Below are 17,931 nucleotides of genomic sequence, written 5' to 3'. Positions count from 1 at the left end.
CGGTGACAGTCACGGGCAGCTCCGCCGGGAGGGATGACCTCCCCCGAGCCGCTCTGTCGAAACGCCCTGTCGAAACGCCCTGCGGAACCGGATCAGCCCTTCGCCAGCTCCGCGTCGATCGCCGCGACGATGCGGGCATCGTCCGCCGGAATATCGGGGGCAAAGCGGGCGACCACCTCGCCATCGCGGGAAATGAGGAATTTCTCGAAGTTCCACTGCACCTCGGGCCGGGGGTTCATGGCGATCCCCTTGCCCTCCAGCCGGGCGCGCCAGGGTCCCTCGCCCTCCGCCTCCGGGATCGCTCCGGTCAGCGCGGTATAGAGCGGGTGGCGATCCGCGCCGGCCACGGAGATCTTGGAGAACATGGGAAAGCTCACGTCATAGGTGAGGGAGCAGAACTCAGCGATCTCGCTGTCCGACCCCGGCTCCTGACCCAGAAAGTCGTTCGCGGGGAAGCCCAGCACCTCGAAGCCCTGATCCTTCTTGCCCTCGTAGAGCGCCTCCAGCCCGGCATATTGCGGGGTGAGGCCGCATTTCGACGCGACATTGACGATGAGGAGCACCTTGCCGGCATGGGCGCCAAGCGTGTCGGGGCTGCCGTCGATGCGGGTGAGCGGAAGGGTGGTGAGCGTATCCATGGAGGGTCTCCGGCAGGGGTTTGTCAGCGGCTTTCCGGCAGGGCGTCGCGCATGCTGCCCCCCGGATGCCGCCATGCACCATGCCCCAGCCGCGCTCCGCCGTCACCCCCGCCCGTCGGGAGGTCATCACTTCTGCGCGGGAGAAGGAAAATCGCGGCGGCGGCGGCACGAATCCGGGGCCGCTGTGCATTGAGAAATCGCCGTCGAAGTGTTAAATGGATAAGCGTCCCGGCGCCGGGGAGGATCGGGCGCGCAGATAAGGAGGACAATGTCCTGTCGTACATATCGCCCGCGGTCGGCGCCAAGACCGCTCCGGGAGCCACGGCCTTGAGCGCCGCACCCGAAGGGACCATCGCAGAGCCCTCCAGTGAGGAGCTCCTGTCCCGCATCGTCGCCTCGCTGGATGACGACAAGGCCGAGGAGATCGTGACGATCGACCTCAGGGGCCGGTCGTCAGTCGCCGATTACATGGTGATCTGCTCCGGCCGGTCGTCGCGTCAGGTGGCCGCCATCGCCGACAAGCTCGTCGAGCGTCTGAAGGAGGACTACGGTCGCTCCTGCAAGATCGAAGGCAAGGAACAGGGCGACTGGGTGCTGATCGACGCGGCCGATGTCATCGTTCACGTCTTCCGCCCGGAAGTGCGCGAGTTCTATCAGCTCGAGAAGATGTGGATGCCCACCGGCCCCCGCGCCGCCTGAGCCATCGACCTGCCTTGACGTTCTGCCGGCGACCTGCGGGAGCCTCGACGACGGAGTCTCTGGCCGACGACGGTGAGAACGATTTGGCCGAGGGGTGCCGCATCTGCGGTGCCGGGAGATATGACGCGCCGTGAAAGTGCAGATTTGCGCCGTGGGCCGGCTTCGAAGCGGCCCGGAGGCGGAGCTTGTGTCGGATTATCTCGCGCGTTTCGACCGGACGGGTCGTCCGCACGGCCTTGGCCCCGCGACAGTCGCGGAGGTTGAGGACCGCAAAGGCGGTGGCATGGCCGCGGAGGCGGAGCTTCTGCAACGCAGCCTGCCCGCCGGTGCCCTGACCGTCGTGATGGACGAGCGGGGGCAGATGCCCTCCTCCCCCGATTTCGCAGCGATGCTTGTCCGCTGGCGCGATCAGGGGCGCGATGTGGCCTTCGTGATCGGCGGGGCGGACGGGTTGTCTCCCGCCTTCCGTGACCGGGCCGACGCCGCCCTCTCGCTGGGCACGATGGTCTGGCCGCATATGCTCGTCCGGGTGATGCTGGCCGAACAGCTCTACCGCGCCGCGACCATCGTGGCCGGAACCCCTTACCACCGCGCCTGAACCAACGCGCCTGAAATCCCCCCGCACTCCGCCCCGCCCGGTCAGGCGCCGCCCCCGGCGCGCCGACCGCCGGACCGCTGACCACCGGACCACTGACAGCGGCCCCCGCACGAAACCGTCACCGAAGGGCGGCGGAGTTGCCTTGCGCAGCGGCGGAGCGTAGAACGCCTGCGACCCGGCCGTTGCCATCCGCCTTTGCCAGCCAAGGAGCCCTTCATGCCGTCGATAAAGCCCGTGGTTCTCTGCATTCTCGACGGTTGGGGATTGCGGGAGGAGCGGGAGGCGAATGCCCCGGCGCTGGCCGCCACGCCGAATTTCGACAGGCTGTGGACCGGCTCTCCGCATGCGACGCTTATCACTCACGGCCCGGACGTGGGCCTGCCGACGGGGCAGATGGGCAATTCGGAGGTCGGACACACCAATATCGGCGCCGGCCGCGTGGTGGCGATGGATCTGGGACAGATCGACCTCGCCATCGAGGATGGCAGCTTCTTCGCCAATGAGGCCCTCCGCACTTTCCTCGCGCGTGTGGGGGCGGCAAACGGGCGGGTGCATCTGATGGGCGTCATCTCCGACGGCGGCGTGCATGGTCACATCGAACATGTGCTGGCCGCGGCCCGTGCCGCGACGGAGGCGGGGCTCGCCGTGCTCGTCCACGCGATCACCGACGGGCGGGATGTGGCGCCCACCTCCGCCCCCGGCTTCATCGCCGATCTGGCGGCGCGGCTGCCCGCCGGGGCGGAGATCGCCACGGTTTCGGGCCGCTACTACGCCATGGATCGCGACAACCGCTGGGAGCGGGTGGGCCTTGCCTATGACACCATCGTGCGGGGCGGCGGCGAGCGCGCGCCGGATGCCGCGACCGCCGTGGCCGCAGCCGCAGCGCGGGGCGAAACCGACGAATTCATCCGGCCCACGATCATCGGCGGCTATGCGGGCGCGCAGGATGGCGACGGATTCTTCTCCCTGAATTTCCGGGCCGACCGCACGCGCGAGATCATGGCCGCCATCGGCGCGCCCGGCTTCGACGCTTTCGACACCGGGCCGCGGCCCGACTGGTCGGCGCTGCTCGGGATGGTGGAATATTCCGATGCCCACAACGCCTACATGACGACTGCCTACCCCAAGCGGGACATCGTGAACACGCTCGCCTCCTGGGTGGCGGATCATGGGCTGCGGCAGTTCCATATCGCGGAGACGGAAAAATATCCCCATGTCACCTTCTTCCTGAACGGCGGCAGGGAAGCCCCGATGACGGGGGAGGACCGCTACATGGCGAAATCCCCCAAGGTCGCGACCTACGACCTGCAACCCGAAATGTCGGCGGATGAGGTGACCGATCACCTCGTCGCCGCGATCGGGGAGGGCTACGACCTCATCGTGGTGAACTATGCCAACCCGGACATGGTGGGACATACCGGCATCCTCTCCGCCGCCATCGCCGCCTGCGAGACGGTGGACCGGGGGCTGGGCCGGGTGATCGCCGCCGTGGATGCCGCAGGCGGGGCGCTGATCGTCACCGCCGACCATGGCAACTGCGAAACGATGGTCGATCCCGTGACGGGCGGGCCGCATACGGCCCATACGACGAACCCCGTTCCGGTGATCCTTCATGGCGGACCTGAGGGGGTGTCGCTGGCCCCGGGCAGGCTCGCCGATCTCGCGCCGACGGTGCTGGACCTCATGGGCCTGCCGAAGCCGGTGGAGATGACCGGCGAAAGCCTCGTGCGGCGATGAGCGGTTCCGGGACGGCCATGCGGCGGATCGCGCTGCCCCTGCTCCTCGCGCTCGGTCTGGCCACGCCGCTCAGGGCGCAGGACGATCCGGCCGATGCCGCGCGTTCGGCGGCGGCATCGCTCGCGGCGGCGATCGACAGCCTGGACACCGCGACCGGCGCGCAGGACCGGGTCGCGGCCCTCACCCTCACCATCCGCGCCTATGAGGACGGTCTGGCCGCCGCGCGGGAGGCGCTGCGCCGCGTGACCTACCGGGACGCGGAAATCCGCGCCGACCTGAACGGAAAGCGGGAGCGCGTCTCCCGGCTGGTGGGCGTGATGACGGGGATGAGCCGCGATCCCGCCCCGGTCCGCGTGCTGCATCCCGCCGGTCCGCTCGGCGCGGCGCAGGCGGCGATGATCCTTGGCGACATTGCCCCGGCGCTGGAGGCGGAGACGCATACGCTCCGGCAGGAACTGGCGGAGCTGGGGGAGTTGCGCGCCCTCCAGCAGCAGGTCACCGAGATGCTGGAAAAGGGCCTCGGCGCCGCGCAGACCGCGCGCACCGATCTGGCGCAGGCGATCTCCGACCGGCGTGACCTGCCGCAGCGCTTCACCGAAGACCCCGCCGTGCTCCGCGCGCTGATCGAGAGCCACGATACGCTCGACAGCTTCGCCGAAGCCGTTGCGGGCGGAGAGAAGGTGACCCCGGGCGAAGGGCCGTTCGGTTCGGTCAAGGGCGACCTCATGCTGCCGGTGGCGGGCGAGCTGCTCCGCGGCTACCGGGAGCCCGACGCGGCGGGCGTGAGCCGCCCCGGCATGATCGTGGCCGCCCCGCCCCGCGCGCTGGTGGTGACGCCCGCATCGGCGACGATTCGCTACATCGGCCCGCTCGACGGCTATGGCAACGTGGTGATCCTCGAACCGGCGGCGGGCTATCTGATGGTGCTGGCCGGGCTGGGAGAGGCCTACGGCCGCATCGGGCAGGTCGTGCCCGCAGGCTCTCCCGTGGGCCTGATGGGAGGCGAGGATACCCGCACTGCCGAACTCTCCGCCGATATCGCCGGCCGCGCACGAAATGTCGCAGGTGCACAGAATGTCGTGAACGATGCCCCCCCGGATGCACAAGCCGCTGGCGCGACGGCCCCGGAGACGCTTTACATTGAGGTCAGGCAGGGGGGGTCGCCCGTGGACCCCGCCGAGTGGTTCGCTGAGACAAGGATGTTTCCATGAAGAAGTTCGTGATGGCCGCGCTCGGCGGCACGGTTGCCGGGGTGCTGCTCACCACGCAGGTCGCAGGGCCGCTTGTGGCGCAGGAAGCCAAGGAGAATGCTTCCGTCTATCAGCAGCTCGATCTCTTCGGGGACATCTTCGAGCGGATCCGCGCCCAGTATGTGGAGCCGGTGGATACCTCGAAGCTGATCCAGGCGGCGATCAACGGGATGCTCACCTCGCTCGATCCGCATTCCAGCTATCTCGCGCCCGACGATTTCAGCGACATGCAGGTGCAGACCAAGGGCGAATTCGGCGGCCTCGGCATAGAGGTCACCCAGGAGGAGGGCTTCGTCAAGGTCGTCTCCCCCATGGACGGCAGCCCGGCTGACAAGGCGGGCATCCAGTCCGGCGACTACATCACCCATGTGAATGGCGACACCGTCATGGGCCTGACGCTGGATCAGGCGGTCGACATGATGCGCGGCCCCATCGGGTCGGAGATCACCATCACCGTCGTGCGCAAGGACAAGCCCGAGCCGTTCGACGTGACGCTGACCCGCGACACGATCAAGCTCACCGCCGTTACCGCCCGCATGCAGGGCTCCACGGTTGTGCTCCGCGTCTCCACCTTCAATGACCAGACGTTCCAGAACCTTGAGGACGGCTACAAGAAGATGCTGGAGGAGGCCGGCGGCGCGGACAAGGTGTCAGGCGTCGTGCTCGATCTGCGCAACAACCCCGGCGGTCTGCTCACCCAGGCGATCAAGGTGTCGGATGCGTTCCTAGAATCGGGGGAGATCGTCTCAACCCGCGGGCGCAACCCGCAGGACGGGGAGCGTTACAACGCCACCGCCGGCGACATCACCGGGGCAAAGCCGATGGTGGTGCTGATCAACGGCGGCTCCGCCTCGGCATCGGAGATCGTGGCGGGCGCGCTTCAGGATCACCGCCGCGCGGTGGTCGTCGGCACCAAATCCTTCGGCAAGGGCTCGGTGCAGACCGTGATCCCGCTCAAGGGCGACGGGGCGATGCGGCTGACCACGGCGCGCTACTACACGCCGTCGGGCCGGTCGATCCAGTCCCTCGGCGTCTCGCCCGACATCTGGGTGGAGCAGCCGCCGCCCAAACCCGCAGCGGAGGAAGAGGGCACGCCCAACACGCTGGCGGCGCGGATGCGCTCGGAAGCCGACCTTCGCGGCGCGATCACCAACGACAGCATGACGGATGACGAGCGCAAGCAGCTTCAGGAGGAGCAGCATCAGGCCGAGCTCGCCGCGAAACTGCGGACGGAGGACTATCAGCTCGCCTATGCCGTGGATATCCTGAAAGGGCTGTCCGCGCTCGAACTGCCGCAGTAAGGCGGCGCTGCACGGCACAGGACACGCGGACGGACCGCCCGGCTTCATGCGGGTGGTCCTGACGGACGGAGGAACCATGGCCAAGGAACTGCCCTACCGCCCCGGCGCGGGCGTGATGCTGCTCAATCAGGCGGGCCTCGTCTGGGCGGGGATGCGCCGCGACACGGCGGGCGCATGGCAGATGCCACAAGGCGGGCTGGACGAGGGAGAGGATCCTCGCGCCGCCGCCCTGCGGGAGCTGGAGGAGGAGACGGGCATCTCCCCCGACCTCGTCGATATCATCGCGGAGACCGGCTGGGTGAGCTACGATCTGCCGCCCGAACTGCTGGGCAAGGTCTGGAAAGGCCGGTATCGCGGGCAGCGGCAGAAGTGGTATCTCATGCGCTTCCACGGGGATGACAGCGCGGTGGACATCGCGCAGGATCACCCGGAATTCTCGCAATGGCGCTGGATGCGCGCGGACGATCTGTTGACCTACATCGTGCCGTTCAAGCGGACGCTTTATGTCGATGTCATCGATAGCTTTCGGACATATCTCACATAACAGTATTTTCTGCGTTGCAGCAAAAATCTGCTGCTCCGCATAAATGGTTGATTGATCGCTCCTTCGCTTCCTGTTTATGCCTGTCTGACTCGGAATGGGCTGCGGGGAGCGAAGATGCCAAACTTCCGGAAGATACTGATAGCGAACCGTGGCGAGATTGCGATCCGTGTGATGCGGGCGGCGAACGAGTTGGGCAAGCAGACGGTCGCAGTCTATGCGGAGGAGGACAAGCTGAGCCTCCACCGCTTCAAGGCGGACGAGGCTTACCGGATCGGGGAGGGGCTGGGGCCGGTTGCGGCCTATCTGTCGATCTCGGAGATCATCCGCGTGGCAAAGATGTCTGGCGCGGACGCGATCCATCCCGGCTATGGCCTGCTCTCGGAAAACCCCGATTTCGTGGAGGCCTGCGACGCGGCGGGCATCGTGTTCATCGGACCCAAGGCGGAGACGATGCGCGCGCTCGGCGACAAGGCGAGCGCGCGGCGGGTGGCGATAGCGGCCGGTGTGCCGGTGATCCCGGCCACGGAAGTGCTGGGCGATGATTTCGCGGCGATCCGGGCGGAGGCCGGGGAAGTCGGCTATCCGCTGATGCTGAAGGCAAGCTGGGGCGGCGGCGGCCGCGGGATGCGCCCGATCAACGGCCCCGATGAGCTGGAAGCCAAGGTGCGCGAAGGCCGGCGCGAGGCCGAGGCCGCCTTCGGCAACGGCGAGGGCTATCTGGAGAAGATGATCCTGCGCGCCCGCCATGTGGAAGTGCAGCTTCTCGGCGACGACCATGGCGGCCTCTACCATCTTTATGAGCGCGACTGCACCGTGCAGCGGCGCAACCAGAAGGTCGTGGAACGCGCGCCCGCCCCTTACCTCACGCCGGAGCAACGGGCGGAGATCTGCGAACTCGGGCTGAAGATCGGGCGGGCGGTGGGCTATCGCAACGCTGGAACGGTCGAGTTCCTGATGGATATGGACAGCGAGCAGTTCTACTTCATCGAGGTGAACCCCCGCGTCCAGGTCGAGCATACCGTGACAGAGGAAGTCACCGGCATCGACATCGTGCAGGCCCAGATCCGCATCGCGGAGGGCGAGACTCTGGCCGAGGCCACCGGAGCGCCGACGCAGGCCGATGTGCAGCTCAAGGGCCACGCGCTGCAATGCCGGGTGACGACGGAGGATCCGCAGAACAACTTCATCCCCGACTACGGCCGCATCACCGCCTATCGCACCGCGACGGGCATGGGCATCCGGCTGGACGGCGGCACGGCCTATGCCGGTTCCGTGGTCACGCGCTATTACGATTCGCTGCTGGTCAAGGTCACCGCCTGGGCCCAGACGCCGGAGAAGGCCATTGCCCGGATGGACCGGGCGCTCCGCGAATTCCGCATCCGGGGCGTGTCCACCAACATCGCCTTCGTCGAGAACCTGCTGAAACACCCGACGTTCCTGAGCCTCTCCTATACCACGAAGTTCATCGACACGACGCCCGAACTCTTCCGGTTCGAGACCGGGCAGGACCGGGCGACGCGGTTGCTCACCTACATCGCCGACGTGACGGTGAACGGCCATCCCGAAACCAAGGGGCGCGGCCCGCTCGCCGCCGAGGTGCGGGCGCCGGTGCCGCCGTCCGTGACGCTGGACCCGCCCCCCGCAGGCACCCGGACGCTGCTGGACGAGCAGGGGCCGCAGGCGGTGGTGGACTGGATCGCCGGGCAGAAGAGGCTCCTGCTCACCGATACGACCATGCGCGACGGGCATCAGTCGCTGCTGGCCACCCGGATGCGGTCGATCGACATGGTGCGCGCGGCCCCGGCCTATGCGCATCTGCTGCCGGGGCTGTTTTCCGTGGAATGTTGGGGCGGCGCGACATTCGACGTGGCCTACCGCTTCCTCCAGGAATGCCCCTGGCAGCGGCTGCGCGACATCAGGGAGGGGATGCCCAATATCCTGACCCAGATGCTGCTCCGCGCCTCCAACGGGGTGGGTTATACCAACTATCCCGACAACGTCGTGCAGACCTTCGTGCGGCAGGCGGCGGAGTCCGGTGTCGATGTGTTCCGCGTGTTCGACAGCCTGAACTGGGTGGAGAACATGCGCGTGGCGCTGGACGCGGTGATGGAGTCGGGCAAGATCTGCGAGGCCGCGATCTGCTACACCGGCGACCTGCTGGACCCGGACCGGTCCAAGTATGATCTGCAATACTACCTGAAGATGGGCCATGAGCTGAAAGCCGCGGGCACCCATATCCTCGGCATCAAGGATATGGCGGGGCTTCTGAAACCCGCCGCCGCCCGGGTGCTGATCCGCACGCTGAAGGAGGAACTCGGCCTGCCGATCCACTTCCACACGCATGACACCTCCGGCATTGCCGGGGCCACGGTGCTGGCGGCGGCGGAGGCAGGGGCCGATATCATCGACGCGGCCATGGATGCGTTTTCGGGCGGCACGTCGCAACCGTGCCTCGGCTCCATCGTGGAGGCGCTGCGCCATACGGAGCGCGACACCGGGCTGGACATCGCCGCGATCCGCCAGCTCTCCGACTACTGGGAAGGCGTGCGCGCCCAGTATGCCGCCTTCGAGGCCGGGATGCAGGCCCCCGCCTCCGAGGTCTATCTGCACGAGATGCCGGGCGGGCAGTTCACCAACCTCAAGGCGCAGGCGCGCTCCCTCGGGCTGGAGGATCGCTGGCCGGAGATCGCGCAGGCCTATGCCGATGCCAACCAGATGTTCGGCGACATCGTGAAGGTCACCCCCTCGTCCAAGGTGGTGGGGGACATGGCGCTGATGATGGTGTCACAGGGCCTCAGCCGGGCGCAGGTGGAGGATCCGGCCGTGGACGTGGCCTTCCCCGATTCCGTCATTGACATGATGAAGGGCAACCTCGGCCAGCCGCCCGGCGGTTTCCCGGAAGGCATTCTGAACAAGGTGCTGAAAGGCGAGCGGCCCGACACCACACGCCCCGGGGCGCGCATGGCCCCGGTGGATCTGGCGGAGGCGCGGGCGAAGCTGGAGGCCGACCTGCCCGGCGAACACGTGGATGACGAGGATTTCGCCGGCTGGCTGATGTATCCCAAGGTGTTCCTCGACTACCGCGCGCGTCATCGCACCTATGGCCCGGTGCGGGCGCTGCCGACGCGCACCTTCTTCTACGGCATGGAACCGGGCGAGAGCGTGGAAGCCGCGCTCGACCTCGGCAAGACACTGGACATCCGCCTCCAGACCGTTGGCGAAACCTCGGACGAGGGCGAGGTCAAGGTGTTCTTCGAGCTGAACGGCCAGCCGCGCGTGATCCGCGTGGCCGACCGCTCCGCCGTGGCGAAGGCAGGCGCGCGCCCCAAGGCGGCCGAGGGCAATCCCGCCCATATCGGTGCCCCCATGCCCGGCTCGATCGCTACCGTTCTGGTGAAACCCGGCGCGAAGGTGCGGGCCGGAGATCTCCTCCTCACCATCGAGGCGATGAAGATGGAAACCGGCCTTCACGCCGACCGCGAAGCCGTCGTGAAGGCCGTCCATGTCGCCCCGGGCAACCAGATCGACGCCAAGGATCTCCTCGTCGAAATGGAGTGAAGACACGCCACGCCTCTCATCGGAGCAGGCGTGGCAAGCATCGTGCGCAGCCAGAGGGACGTGCAGCCGCCTCTGCCCGAGGTCTGTCATGCCGACGGGGGCAGTGTGCTCCCTCGATCCGATGCGTGCGGGCGGCCATCCGCCGGATGACTTTCCCGCTTCGGATGGCCCCCTTCACGGAACGGGCCGCGACGCCCACTGCTTCTGCGAGTATCGCTCGCCGCAGCAGGGAGAACGCTCGTCGATGCCCTCCCCCGCGCCTCGCCTTTGCAGGACGTGAGCCGGGGGAGCCAACCCCGCATTTCACCCCCATGGACCGTCTGAAGGTATCGGACCGGGCAGGCTGAAAAGGGATTTCCAGGTCTGCGCTGGAGCGGAGATCGTTCGCGATTCAGAAAAATCCAGCCCGCAAATCTACCCATTGAAGATCAATTCGGGGCAGATTTCCTGATTTCCAGAGCAAGGGCATGAGACCTCGGAATTGTGCAGCGGCCTGTGAGAATGCACGAGCCCTGTCTCCCGCCGATGGAAAGGGCTGATCCGCAGAAGGCTCGGTTTCTCCGCGACGGCGTTGGAAATCCTGCCCGAGGCAAGCCGTGTTTCCATCTCCGGCGGGCTACTCGCGCCCTGTGGAGTCATAGAGATCGGCCGGACGGTCGATGTCGTGGAGCATCCGGGGCGCCACCTCGATCAGCCCGTCTCCGCGAATAGTCTGCAGAAGGCTTCCCGCCCCCCTGTCACCCTCAAGGGCCAGAAGGGTGTCGAACCTGTCCGAATCGAAGGCCGCGGGGGGCATGCGCCGCGCGCCATCCGTCACACAGGCCGCGCCCCCGCGCGACAGCACCGCCGCCATCGTCACCGTGTCGATGCGCGGCATGTCGGCAAGCACGATGAGCAGCCGCTCCGCCCCCATCGCGCGCGCCCTCCCCACCCCGAGGCGGAGGCTCGCGGACTGCTCCGCCGGACGGGGTGGATCGAGCCTGTCATAGCCGGGCAGCAGCGGCGACAGGTCCGCCGCCGCCACGGCGATCCGCGCCTCCAGCGGCACCGCTGCCAGCGCCGAGGCGGCCCATGTGATGAGCGGGCGCCCGCGCCAGTCGGCCAGCAACTTGTCCTGCGTCCCGAAACGCCGCGACAGGCCTCCGGCGAGCAACAGCCCCACTCTCATGCGACCCCCCTACCACAGGCCGTGGAAAACAACCGGGCGGCAGGGAACAGGAGCGCGCCATGCGGACTTGGCGCTGCATGGCAAACAGCTTCTTCCTCTCCGCCAGGCAAATCTGGCAAAGAATCGGCGACAACCACCTGTCTCTCATCGCGGCGGGGGTGGCCTTCTACACGATGTTCGGCCTGTTTCCCGCCATCACCGCCGTCATGGCCATCGCGGCGCTGCTGACGACGCCTGCCGATATCGTCGCGCAACTGAATGCGCTGAGCAGCGTCGTGCCGGAGGATGTCGCAAGAACCGTGATCTCGCAGGCGAGCGCGGTCGCCGCGGCACCGGGCGCCGGACTGGGGCTGACGGCGATCTTCGGCCTCGGGCTGGCGCTCTGGTCGGCCTCCCGGGGGGTGGGAAGCCTCATCCAGGGGCTGAATGTGGCCTATGACGCGCGGGAGGAGCGGAACTTCGTTCATCTGACGCTCGTGACCCTCACTCTGACCCTTGCGGGCGTTGTGGGGGTGGTTGTCGTGCTGGCACTGATCGCGCTCCTGCCCGCCGTTTTCGCCATTTTCGGCGAGGATGAGCTTTGGGCACAGATTGCGAACTGGCTTCGCTGGCCCGTGCTGTTGGCAACCATGATCGTCGGGCTGTCCCTTGTCTATCGGTTCGGCCCCTGTGGCAGCCGCGGACGGCGGTTCGCACCCGGGGCAGCCCTGGCCTGTCTGCTCTGGCTCGTGGTTTCCATCGGATTTTCGGTCTATGTCAGCCATTTCGCAAGCTATAACGAAACCTTCGGCGCGCTTGGCAGCGTCATCGTCCTGCTGATGTGGATATGGCTGTCCACGTTCATCGTCCTGCTCGGCGCAGAGGTAAACGCCGAGATTCAACGCCGCGGCACTCTGGGCAAGGCTGCGAGCGAGGGGATCAGGCCCGCCCGCGGCTTCGGATGAGCGGATGCGACATTTCACCACCCCTTCGTCAACGGGAAACGCGGGATAGTTTATCTTTTCCCTAGGAATTGGTTTTGACCCCCGGATGTTCGCGGGGTAATGACGGCCCGACAGGAATGGAGGTCGCCATGAACCGTTTTCACGCCCTGCTCGGCACTGCCGCGCTCGGTCTTGCTCTTGCCGGAGCGCCCGTGATGGCGGAGCCGCTGACCATCCAGCATCAGCAGGGCACGCTCGAACTGCCCGCGACGCCGCAGAAGGTGCTCGTTCTGGATATCGTGTCTCTGGACGACATGGATGCGCTCGGGGTGGAGCCTGCGGGTGTCATCGGCTCCAACCTGCCGCCCTATCTGCAGAAATACGCGGATGACAAATACCTCAAGATCGGCACCCTGTTCGAGCCGGACTATGAAGCGATCAACGCGGCGGAGGGCGATCTTGCCATCGTCGGCGGCCGGGCGCGGTCGAAATATGCCGAAGTGGCGGCCCTGCTGCCGACCATCGACATGACGGTGACGAACGACGCCGAATTCGTCGATCATGTGAAGTCCAACGTGACGACGCTCGGCGCGCTGTTCGGCAGGTCTGACAGGGCCGCCGAACTGAACACCGCGCTGGACGAAAAGGTCGCGCGGCTGAAGGCGGATGCGGCGGATGAGGGGACGGCCCTGATCCTCGTCACCAATGCGGGCAAGCTCGGCGCCTACGGGCCGACCTCCCGCGTGGGCTGGCTGCATACGCTGATCGGCTTCCCGACGGTGGAGAAAAGCATCGACGACCGCTTCCACGGCGGCGACGTGGTGTCCTTCGAATACATTCTCGAAAAGAACCCGAAATGGCTTTTCGTGATCGACCGGGATGCCGCCGTCGGCCAGTCGGAGCCGGGCGTCGCGGCCAAAGCCGTGCTCGACAATGAAATCATCCACCGCACCGATGCGTGGAAGGAAGGCCGGATCGTCTATCTGGACCCGGCTTCCGCCTATGTGACCTCGGGCGGTTATACCGCGTTCACCACGCTGGTCGATCAGGTGCAGGCGGCGGTTTCCAAGGACCGTGGCGAGTAATCCCGACATCACCGGGGGCGGGCCACGGTCGGTCCTTTCGGCACTTCTTCTGCCCGCCGCGATCTGCCTCACTCTAGCGCTCGCGGCGGTCAGCCTTTTCGTGGGCGTGACGGACATCCGGCTTTCGGGCCTGTTCACGGGCACCGCGACATCGGAACAGGCGCTGGTCCTGGCCGCGAGCCGCATTCCCAGAACGGCGGCGCTGCTGCTCGCCGGGTCCTCGATGGCCATTGCGGGGCTCATCATGCAGATGATGATCCGCAACCGCTTCGTCGAACCCTCCACCGCGGGGACGGTCGAATCGGCGAGCCTCGGCCTGCTGCTCGTCACGCTCTTCGCTCCCGCCTGGCCCATCTGGGGCAAGATGCTGGTCGCCGCGGGCTTTGCCGCGGCGGGCACATGGCTTTTCCTCCGGCTCCTCCGGCTCGTTCCGCTCCGCGATGTGCTGATGGTACCGCTGGTCGGCATCATGCTGGGCGGTATAATCGGCGCGGCGACGACCTTTCTCGCCTATCGGGCGGATCTGCTTCAGACGATGCTCGCCTGGACGACGGGGGATTTCTCCGGCGTGCTGCGCGGACGCTACGAGCTTCTCTATATCGGCTTCGCGCTGGCCGTTGTCGCCTATATCGCGGCAGACCGCTTCACCGTCGCGGGGATGGGCCGGGATTTCGCGACCAACCTCGGGCTGAACTACCGGCGTGTCGTGGCGCTGGGGCTGACCATCGTGTCGCTCATCACGGCCGTCGTGGTGGTGAGCGTGGGAATGATCCCGTTCCTCGGTCTCATCGTGCCGAATGTCGTCAGCCTGATGATCGGCGACAACATGCGCCGCGCCGTGCCCTGGGTCGCGGTGCTGGGCGCGGCCTTCATCCTTGCCTGCGACATCCTCGGGCGGCTGATCCGCTATCCCTACGAGATCCCGATCGGCGTGGTGGTCGGCGTGATCGGCAGCGGGATGTTCCTCTGGCTGCTTCTGAGGAAACCGCATGGCCGCTAACCGCCCCCGCCTTGTCATCCTGCTGCTGGCCATCGTGGCGGCGCTGGCGGTGACGGCGTTCATGACGCTCGGGGCCAAGGGGAGCTGGGCCTTCGTGCTGAAGTTCCGGGGCCTGAAACTCGCGGGGCTGGTGCTGGTGGCCTATGCGGTCGCGGTCTCCACGGTGATGTTCCAGACGGTCACCGCGAACCGCATCCTCACGCCCTCCGTCATGGGGTTCGACGCGCTCTACGTGCTGATCCAGACGCTGCTCGTCGCCGCCATCGGCTCTCATGCCGCGACGGTTCTGAACCCGAACCTGCTGTTCGCGGCCAAGGTCGTGCTGATGGTGGTGTTTTCGGGCCTGCTGTTCCGCTGGCTGTTTCTGGGCGAGGAGCGGAGCCTCCATCTCCTCGTGCTCGTCGGTATCATCTTCGGGGTGTTCTTCCGCAGCATCTCCACGCTGATCCAGCGCATGCTCGACCCGAACGAGTTCATGGTCCTGTCGGACAGCCTCTTCGCCAGTTTCAACAGCGTTCAGCCCGCGCTGCTCGGGGCCTCTGCCGTGCTGATCGGACTGGCCTCCGTCGTGGGCTACCTGATGCTGAACCGGCTGGACGTGCTGACGCTGGGCCGCCCCATGTCGATCGGCCTCGGCCTGCCCTACAGGCAGACGGTGGCGATCATCCTGGCCATCGTCGCGCTGCTCGTCTCCGTCTCCACGGCGCTTGTCGGTCCGGTGACGTTCTTCGGCCTGCTGGTGGCGAGCCTTGCGCATGTCATGGCCGGCAGCGCGAAGCACCGTCATCTGCTGCCCGTCGCAGTGCTGCTCGCCATCATCTGCCTTGTCGGCGGCCAGACGGTGCTGGAACGGGTGTTCGGCTTCAACACGGCGCTGTCGGTCATCATCGAATTCCTAGGCGGCATCGCCTTCATCCTGCTCATCATACGCCGGGGGGCCAGATGATCCACGCCTCGAACCTCAGCAAGACCTATGGCGACACGGTCGTCGTCGATGATGTGACGCTGACCCTGCCCGCCCGCGGCGTCACCTCGATCATCGGACCGAACGGGGCGGGGAAGTCCACCTTCCTGTCGATGGTGAGCAGGCTGCTGGCGATGGACAGGGGCACCGTCACCGTGGACGGGCTCGACGTGACGAGGACGCCCTCCGACGTGCTGGCGCGGCGGCTTGCGATCCTGCGGCAGGACAATCACCTGACCTCCCGCCTGACGGTGCGCGATCTGGTGACCTTCGGGCGCTATCCCTACACCAAGGGCCGCCCCAATAGCGGGGACCGCGTCCATGTGGAACGCGCGCTCGGCTATCTGAACCTCGAACCTCTGGCCGATAGGTTTCTGGACGAGATCTCCGGCGGGCAGCGGCAGCGGGCTTTCGTCGCCATGGTGCTGTGTCAGGACACCGATTACGTGCTGCTGGACGAGCCGCTGAACAATCTCGATCTGAAACATGCGCAGGCGATGATGAAGACGATGCGCGGAGCCACGCGCGATCTGGGCAAGACCGTGGTCATGGTGCTGCACGACATCAACTTCGCCGCCTGGTATTCCGACCATATCGTCGCCATGCGGGAGGGCCGCGTCGCCATCGCCGGGACGGTGGAGGAAGTCATCCGCCCCGACGTGCTCCGCGACATCTACGAGGTCGATATCGCGGTGGAGGAATTCGGCGGCCGTCGGGTGGCCCTGTTCTACGAATAGGCCCGCGCTCTACGCAGAGGCCCCCAGAGACGCCACCGGACACACCACCAGACGCCCGCCGGGAAGGCTCGCGCGCTTCAGGATGCGCGTCATCAGGCAAAAGCACGCCCACTGGCGGACCTGCCGCCTTTCCGTCCCGGGGATGCGCCCGCACCCTCTCACCGGAACCTGCGGACCTGCGTCAGCCACCGCCACGACCCGCCACGACCCGCCCAGACCGAGCGGGCCGGGACGCCGGGAGGAGTGAAACCGCCCGCGCGTCCAGTGCTGGCGGCTGGCGCCTCAAAGGGCGCCAGTCCACAGCTCAGTGATGTGCGTGCGGATCGGCGCCGCCGTCCTTGCGGGCCTCGACGTTGAAGACGACGGGAACCTTGCCCGTCTTTTCAAACACCAGCGTGGCCGGGATCTTTTCCCCCGCCGTCCATAGCGTGCCGTTCAGCCCCGTGAACATGACGTGATAGCCGCCCGGAGCCAGGGTGACGGTCTGCCCCGGCGCGATTTCCACCGCCTCGACATGGGTCATTCTGGCGACCCCGTCTTTTTCCTCCGACAGGTGGATCATCGGGTTGCCCACCTTTGCCTCCACGCCGACGAGCCGGTCGGGCGCGCTGCCCCCATTGGTGACCGACAGATAGCCGGCGGCAGCACGGGCGGAGGAGGGAACCTCGAACGAATAGGGGTGGCCGATGGTCAGCTCACCCGCCTTGAACTCATGCGCAAGCGCAGGGACGGCAAGGAGCGGCGTGGCGAAAAGGGTTGCAGCCAGAAGCGTGCGGAACATGGGAAATCTCCGTGAAAGCGTTTGTCAGGTGAGGGCGCGTTTCACGAAAGCGGCGGGCCGCGCGGCAAGGGGTTGAAAAACGGTGGCCCCGCCCGCAGCGTCAGCGGGCCGAGCGTCGTCGAGACCGTGCCGGACAGCCGCCAGATCATGCCCGGCAACGGCGGTGTCGGCGCGTGATCCAGAGCGTGCAGAAACGCACAGGGATCCGAGCGCACCTCCTCGACCGGGGCGCCGCTTCCGTCGAGCGCGATGACCCGCATCCCGTCGCCCGAACAGATCACCACATAGCGCAGGTCGAGAAGCCCCATCGACACGGCCGCTGCCGAAACCTTCGGCAGCAGGATGCCCGCGGCGACGAGCAGGACGGAAAGAAGGCGCAGCAGCCTGATGATCATGGCGGGGACCATACTGACGCGCACATGGTCTGGAAAGGCGCAGAATGTCCTATGCCTGCTGGCCGGGCAGGATCGCCTCATGCCTACCGGGACCAGCCCTGCCCGTTTGCGACCCCGGGCCGCAATCGCCTCGCGCGCCGCATGAAGCGCAGCGCTGCCCTCGCCCGCAACGAGCAGAGCCACAATCCCCCCGCCGCATAAGGCACGCAAGCGGGTCGGGGCAGGCAGCGCGCACCCGCGGGGACAACGCGGGGACAAGGGGCAAACTGAAGGCCTTGTTTCCGCCGCCAGGGGCATGGCGCTCTTATTCTGCCCGCAGGGGGCATGCCGCGGGTCATCCTGTGACTTTTCGCTGACAGGGGGCAACCGAGCACGCCTTCCACCCGCAGAACGCCCCAAGCCAAAGGTGGTTCATCGCTGACAAGGGCATCGCGCGCGGCAGGTGGCCGACCGCTGGCGGATCCCGATCCGTCGCGGCCATCGGATGTCAGCCTGAGTGCCTGAGTGCCTGAGTGCCTGAGTGCCTGAGTGCCTGAGTGCCTGAGTGCCTGAG

Annotated in this window: 16 protein-coding genes; 12 read left to right on the top strand and 4 right to left on the bottom strand. The window is 66.9% G+C overall.

What is annotated here, in order from left to right:
• Positions 1 to 92: 92 nt before the first annotated feature.
• On the bottom strand, positions 93 to 638 hold the full coding sequence (locus tag RT513_RS10185) for a glutathione peroxidase (RefSeq protein ID WP_290685571.1): 546 nt from the start codon (positions 636 to 638) through the stop codon (positions 93 to 95).
• A 327-nt stretch (positions 639 to 965) separates the two neighbouring features.
• Here RT513_RS10185 and rsfS point away from each other — a divergent pair, with 327 nt between their 5' ends.
• The 7 genes from rsfS (at position 966) to RT513_RS10150 (ending at position 10,325) form a co-directional block, all read left to right on the top strand.
• Positions 966 to 1,337 carry a ribosome silencing factor gene (gene rsfS, locus RT513_RS10180; protein WP_409518407.1) on the top strand — a complete coding sequence of 124 codons (372 nt, stop codon included), beginning with the start codon at positions 966 to 968 and terminating at the stop codon, positions 1,335 to 1,337.
• A 130-nt stretch (positions 1,338 to 1,467) separates the two neighbouring features.
• On the top strand, positions 1,468 to 1,935 hold the full coding sequence (rlmH, locus tag RT513_RS10175) for a 23S rRNA (pseudouridine(1915)-N(3))-methyltransferase RlmH (protein ID WP_290685568.1): 468 nt from the start codon (positions 1,468 to 1,470) through the stop codon (positions 1,933 to 1,935).
• A gap of 216 nt (positions 1,936 to 2,151) precedes the next feature.
• A complete protein-coding gene (gene gpmI / locus RT513_RS10170; RefSeq protein WP_290685565.1) occupies positions 2,152 to 3,672 on the top strand; it encodes a 2,3-bisphosphoglycerate-independent phosphoglycerate mutase in 1,521 nt (506 codons plus the stop codon).
• Positions 3,669 to 4,883 (top strand): peptidoglycan DD-metalloendopeptidase family protein, encoded by a 1,215-nt coding sequence (locus RT513_RS10165; protein WP_313533977.1) that lies wholly within the window; start codon positions 3,669 to 3,671, stop codon positions 4,881 to 4,883. Before gpmI ends, RT513_RS10165 begins: the two co-directional genes overlap by 4 nt.
• Positions 4,880 to 6,223 (top strand): S41 family peptidase, encoded by a 1,344-nt coding sequence (locus tag RT513_RS10160; RefSeq protein ID WP_088213631.1) that lies wholly within the window; start codon positions 4,880 to 4,882, stop codon positions 6,221 to 6,223. Before RT513_RS10165 ends, RT513_RS10160 begins: the two co-directional genes overlap by 4 nt.
• A 76-nt stretch (positions 6,224 to 6,299) precedes the next feature.
• Positions 6,300 to 6,767: an RNA pyrophosphohydrolase gene (locus tag RT513_RS10155; RefSeq protein ID WP_088213630.1), complete on the top strand. Its 468-nt coding sequence runs from the start codon at positions 6,300 to 6,302 to the stop codon at positions 6,765 to 6,767.
• Positions 6,768 to 6,881: 114 nt separating this feature from the next.
• Positions 6,882 to 10,325, top strand: coding sequence for a pyruvate carboxylase (locus RT513_RS10150; protein WP_290685558.1), 3,444 nt, complete (start codon positions 6,882 to 6,884; stop codon positions 10,323 to 10,325).
• Positions 10,326 to 10,941: 616 nt separating this feature from the next.
• Here RT513_RS10150 and RT513_RS10145 read toward each other — a convergent pair.
• Positions 10,942 to 11,493, bottom strand: a complete 552-nt coding sequence (locus RT513_RS10145) for a nucleotidyltransferase family protein (protein WP_290685527.1) — start codon at positions 11,491 to 11,493, stop codon at positions 10,942 to 10,944.
• Positions 11,494 to 11,552: 59 nt separating this feature from the next.
• On the opposite strand from RT513_RS10145, the gene RT513_RS10140 reads away from it, so the two are divergent.
• The 5 genes from RT513_RS10140 (at position 11,553) to RT513_RS10120 (ending at position 16,202) form a co-directional block, all read left to right on the top strand.
• Positions 11,553 to 12,437, top strand: a complete 885-nt coding sequence (locus RT513_RS10140; RefSeq protein WP_290685517.1) for a YihY/virulence factor BrkB family protein — start codon at positions 11,553 to 11,555, stop codon at positions 12,435 to 12,437.
• Positions 12,438 to 12,565: 128 nt separating this feature from the next.
• Complete coding sequence (locus RT513_RS10135) at positions 12,566 to 13,501, top strand: siderophore ABC transporter substrate-binding protein (RefSeq protein ID WP_290685512.1); 936 nt, start codon at positions 12,566 to 12,568, stop codon at positions 13,499 to 13,501.
• Between the two features lie 49 nt (positions 13,502 to 13,550).
• Complete coding sequence (locus RT513_RS10130; protein ID WP_179209080.1) at positions 13,551 to 14,501, top strand: ABC transporter permease; 951 nt, start codon at positions 13,551 to 13,553, stop codon at positions 14,499 to 14,501.
• Positions 14,491 to 15,447: an iron chelate uptake ABC transporter family permease subunit gene (locus RT513_RS10125; protein WP_290685509.1), complete on the top strand. Its 957-nt coding sequence runs from the start codon at positions 14,491 to 14,493 to the stop codon at positions 15,445 to 15,447. The genes RT513_RS10130 and RT513_RS10125 overlap by 11 nt, the downstream gene beginning before the upstream one ends.
• Positions 15,444 to 16,202 (top strand): ABC transporter ATP-binding protein, encoded by a 759-nt coding sequence (locus tag RT513_RS10120; protein WP_290685505.1) that lies wholly within the window; start codon positions 15,444 to 15,446, stop codon positions 16,200 to 16,202. The genes RT513_RS10125 and RT513_RS10120 overlap by 4 nt, the downstream gene beginning before the upstream one ends.
• Positions 16,203 to 16,506: 304 nt before the next feature.
• Here the strand turns inward: RT513_RS10120 and RT513_RS10115 are convergent, their stop codons facing one another.
• The gene (locus RT513_RS10115; protein WP_290685502.1) at positions 16,507 to 16,983 is read right to left on the bottom strand and encodes a copper chaperone PCu(A)C; all 477 of its coding nucleotides are present in this window, start codon (positions 16,981 to 16,983) and stop codon (positions 16,507 to 16,509) included.
• A gap of 41 nt (positions 16,984 to 17,024) precedes the next feature.
• A complete protein-coding gene (locus tag RT513_RS10110; protein ID WP_290685499.1) occupies positions 17,025 to 17,378 on the bottom strand; it encodes a hypothetical protein in 354 nt (117 codons plus the stop codon).
• Positions 17,379 to 17,931 lie beyond the last annotated feature (553 nt).

This window comes from Haematobacter sp. (assembly GCF_032102465.1).
Classification (GTDB): Bacteria; Pseudomonadota; Alphaproteobacteria; order Rhodobacterales; family Rhodobacteraceae; genus Haematobacter.
Note: the sequence above shows the minus strand (reverse complement) of the source record. Positions and strands in the feature narration are given on the sequence as shown.